Annotated in this window: 1 protein-coding gene and 1 pseudogene; one reads left to right on the top strand and one right to left on the bottom strand. The window is 51.2% G+C overall.

All coding sequences use genetic code 11. The annotated features are described in order from the left end of the window. Positions 1-3,177, top strand: a 3,177-nt coding sequence (locus ACWA6V_RS19040) for an Ig-like domain-containing protein (RefSeq protein WP_449523973.1), incomplete at its 5' end; no start/stop codon positions are given. Positions 3,178-3,283: 106 nt separating this feature from the next. On the opposite strand, the pseudogene ACWA6V_RS19035 reads toward ACWA6V_RS19040, so the two are convergent. Further along, a pseudogene (locus ACWA6V_RS19035) lies at positions 3,284-3,648 on the bottom strand (elongation factor G); the annotation flags it as partial.

Raw genomic sequence — 3,648 nt, 5'->3', positions numbered from 1 at the left:
GCAAGCAACTCTGCAGGTGCAGGCGCTCAGTCGGCGGTCTCCAACTCAGTCACTCCTATTGGTGAGCAAACGATTAGTTTTTCTGATCCGGGTAACCAACCCCTCGGCGTTGCATTAACCGTTACTGCTACGGCCTCATCTGGACTTGTACCAGTTTTTACATCTGCAACCTTATCGATTTGTACGGTGACACCAGAAGGTGTTGTGACTTTGCTTATGGAAGGTACCTGTACATTGAATGCGGATGAAGCGGGTAACGCTGCGTTTAATCCTGCGCCGAGAGTTAGTCATTCATTCACCGTATTGCCGCCGCCGAACCAGCCACCCGTTATTAGCCAGGGTTCTGAGGTTAGTGTCACCATGAGTGAAGACGGCGTGCCTACTGCCTTTGCATTGATGTTGGATGCAACCGATAGCGATAGTGACCCCTTGAGTTGGGTTCTTACTGGCCCTGCCCAGCAGGGTACTGCCAGTGTGTCCGCTAATGGCAGCGTGAGTTATGAGCCAACAGCTGATTATCACGGCAGCGATAGTTTTGTCGTGCAGGTAAGTGATGGTGAAGACACTGCCAGTATTACTGTGAGCGTCACTATCGAGTCCGTTAATGACCTTCCCGTCATCAGTGGTGGGCCTGCGCTTACAGTGGATCAGGATGTGGGCTATAGCTTCACCCCAACGGCGACTGATGTAGATGTGGCGGATGTCTTGACATTCAGCATCACTAACAAACCTACCTGGGCCAGTTTCAATTCGGCAACCGGTGCCTTGACCGGTACACCGGCTAACGTCGATGCGGGTATCTCTGGCGGTATAGTGATCAGTGTTAGCGATGGCACTGCAACAGCGGCGTTGCCCGCATTTGAAATTGAAGTCATTGCGACTATCGACCCGTTGCAACCCATAGTAACGCCACCAGCCGATTTGGAGCTAAATGCAACAGCGCTATTTACGCCGGTTAGCTTGCGTCAATTACTGGGGCTTACTGGTAATGCCACTCAAGCGCAGATAGAGCAAATACTGGCAGCGATGGCTAGTGATGGTGTTAGTGGTAACAGTTGCTGCACCACAAATCCGGAAGGGCTGGGAGTTAGCAATGTATTGCAGTTGTCGCCCGGTCGCCATGAAGTGAAATGGAAGGCTACTAATGCAGTGGGCGTGACAGGAGAGGCGATTCAGGTGATCAACATCAAACCGCTGGTGTCCCTGAGTAAATCCCAGGTTGCGGTGCGCGGCAGTGAGGTTGAATTCCGAGTCTTACTCAATGGACGGTCGCCTGTTTATCCATTCAGTGTTCCCTATACCATTAATGTTGCGGAGACCACAGCGACTGCAGCAGAGCATAACCTGGTGAATGGTATAGCAACCTTTACCCAAGCCGGCCAGCTAGAGGTGACTATTCCGGTAACACTACCAGCCGTGACAGGTTTGAGCGATAGTGTATTGGTTGTTGCCTTGGGTAGCGGCATAAATGCAGGTGCTGCGCGGCAGCATGTGATTGAGATTCGTCAGGGGAATGTTCCACCAGTGGTAAGTTTGGCTATCACCCAGGGTGGTGTCAGTACCAGCTTGATTGCGCCGACTGGTGGGCCAGTAACTGTGACTGCGACTGTGATTGATGCCAATTCCGGCGACACCCATAGCTTTGACTGGTCAGCCACCAGCGGCTTGGCCGATACCGATGGCAATCCAACCAATGCAACCCGTGTATTTGATCCATCCGGCTTGACTGGCAGTAACCAGGTGCAGGTTGCAGTTAGCGATTCCGCTGGTGCCAGTGTGAGTGCGTCGGCTTACTTCCGTGTAGTCGCTTCACTGCCTGTATTGGATATCGACACCGATACTGATCTGGATGGTATTGGCGATAGCCTGGAGGGCACAGGTGATACGGACGACAACGGTATTCCCAACTATCTCGATAATATGCCTTCAACCAATATATTGCCGCAGCAAGGTAATACCACTAATGCCTACCTGATTGAGTGCGATCCAGGAGTGCGTTGCGGTCTGGGATTGTTTTCTCGCAGCGGTAGTTCCGGTGGTGTACAAATACTGGATCAAGAAGTTGGTACTCTTAATGATTTGGTGATCGACCCTGCCTTTGAGCCAGTTGGTGGTGTGTTTGACTTTGCGATACGGGATTTGCCGACACCGGGTCAATCAGTGCGTGTGGTAATACCCCAACGTTCGGCAATTCCAGCCAATGCGGTTTACCGCAAATACCAGCGCGGTGCTTGGGTGACTTTTGTAGCGGATGCTGACAACGCGGTACATTCGGCTGCTGGCAACCCAGGTTATTGCCCACCACCTGGTTCAGCAGACTGGATCCCCGGCTTAACAGCAGGTCATATGTGTGTTCAATTAACGATTGAAGATGGTGGTCCGAATGATGATGATGGTTTGGTTAACTCTGCTGTGGTAGACCCAGGTGCAGTTAGTGAAGCCAAAGCGGTTGAGCCACCACCCTCCAAGCCGCCAGTTCAAGTGAACTCCAAAGGCGGCGGTGCAGTGACGATGCTTTGGCTGTTGTTGTTGGGTGGTTTGGTGATCCTTAAGCGCGCTACACCCGCGCGCTTGGCGGTCATCGCGCTCGCCCTGTTTTCCATCAACACCCAGGCTCTGGAGAATAACTATGTTCGACTGGATGTATTCACAGTCAATAGTAGCCACAGTGAGGCGGATTTTACTGGCGCACTGCAAGATGCGGGACACGAGTTTACTCTTAATAGTTACGACGACAGTCGCACCGGTTTTCAGATTGCTGCTGGCTACCGGTGGAGCGAACTGACCTATAGTGAAGTGGGTTATCTCGATCTGGGTGATGTAGAAGTCAACTTGTCGTTGGATGGAGATGCAGACGTGGATGCCTTTGCTGGCGATTTTGCAAAAGAGTATCCCATTACGGCAACCGGTGTTACGTTGGTGCAGGGTCTGAGTTTCAAAACCGACTCTGCATTTACACTCTCGGCAGAAGCGGGTGCGTTTATCTGGAGGGGGGAAGTGGAGTTAGATAACGCTGCTTTCGCGTTGGAGGATGGCGATGGTGTAGATCCTTTGGCGGGTTTGAAAATCGATCTTGCGCTAAGTGATACCCTCAGCCTTGGGTTAAGTGGCCGTAGGATATTCTTTGATGATCAGGATATTGATTTGTATGCCTTGAGTGGTAGTTTCCGCTTCTAGTATTGGTTGTCCCACACCTTGTGGTGCGGTTAAAAAGCATAGGTCGTAATAAAAAAGCCCCGCCAATTTAAACTGGCGGGGCTTTCTTTTTGCGGTTGCCTAAAACTTACTTGGCAGCTGCAGCTTTCTTTTCTTTCTCTTTGGCAATTACTGCTTCAGCTACGTTCGCAGGGCATGGAGCGTAGTGAGAGAATTCCATTGAGAACTGACCGCGACCTGAGGTCATGGTACGCAGGGTGCTGATGTAACCAAACATTTCTGAAAGGGGTACGTTAGCTTTGATGCGTACGCCAGTCACGTTAGCTTCTTGGCCAGAGATCATGCCACGACGACGGTTCAAGTCACCGATCACATCACCTACGTGATCTTCAGGGCTGTACACGTCAACTTTCATCATTGCTTCAAGCAGTTGTCGGCCTGCTTTTCGCATAAATTGACGGAAAGCACCTTTTGCCTCCATTTCAAACGCAA

The sequence above is a fragment of the Cellvibrio sp. genome, assembly GCF_053579595.1.
This window is presented reverse-complemented; position numbering and strand designations above follow the sequence as displayed.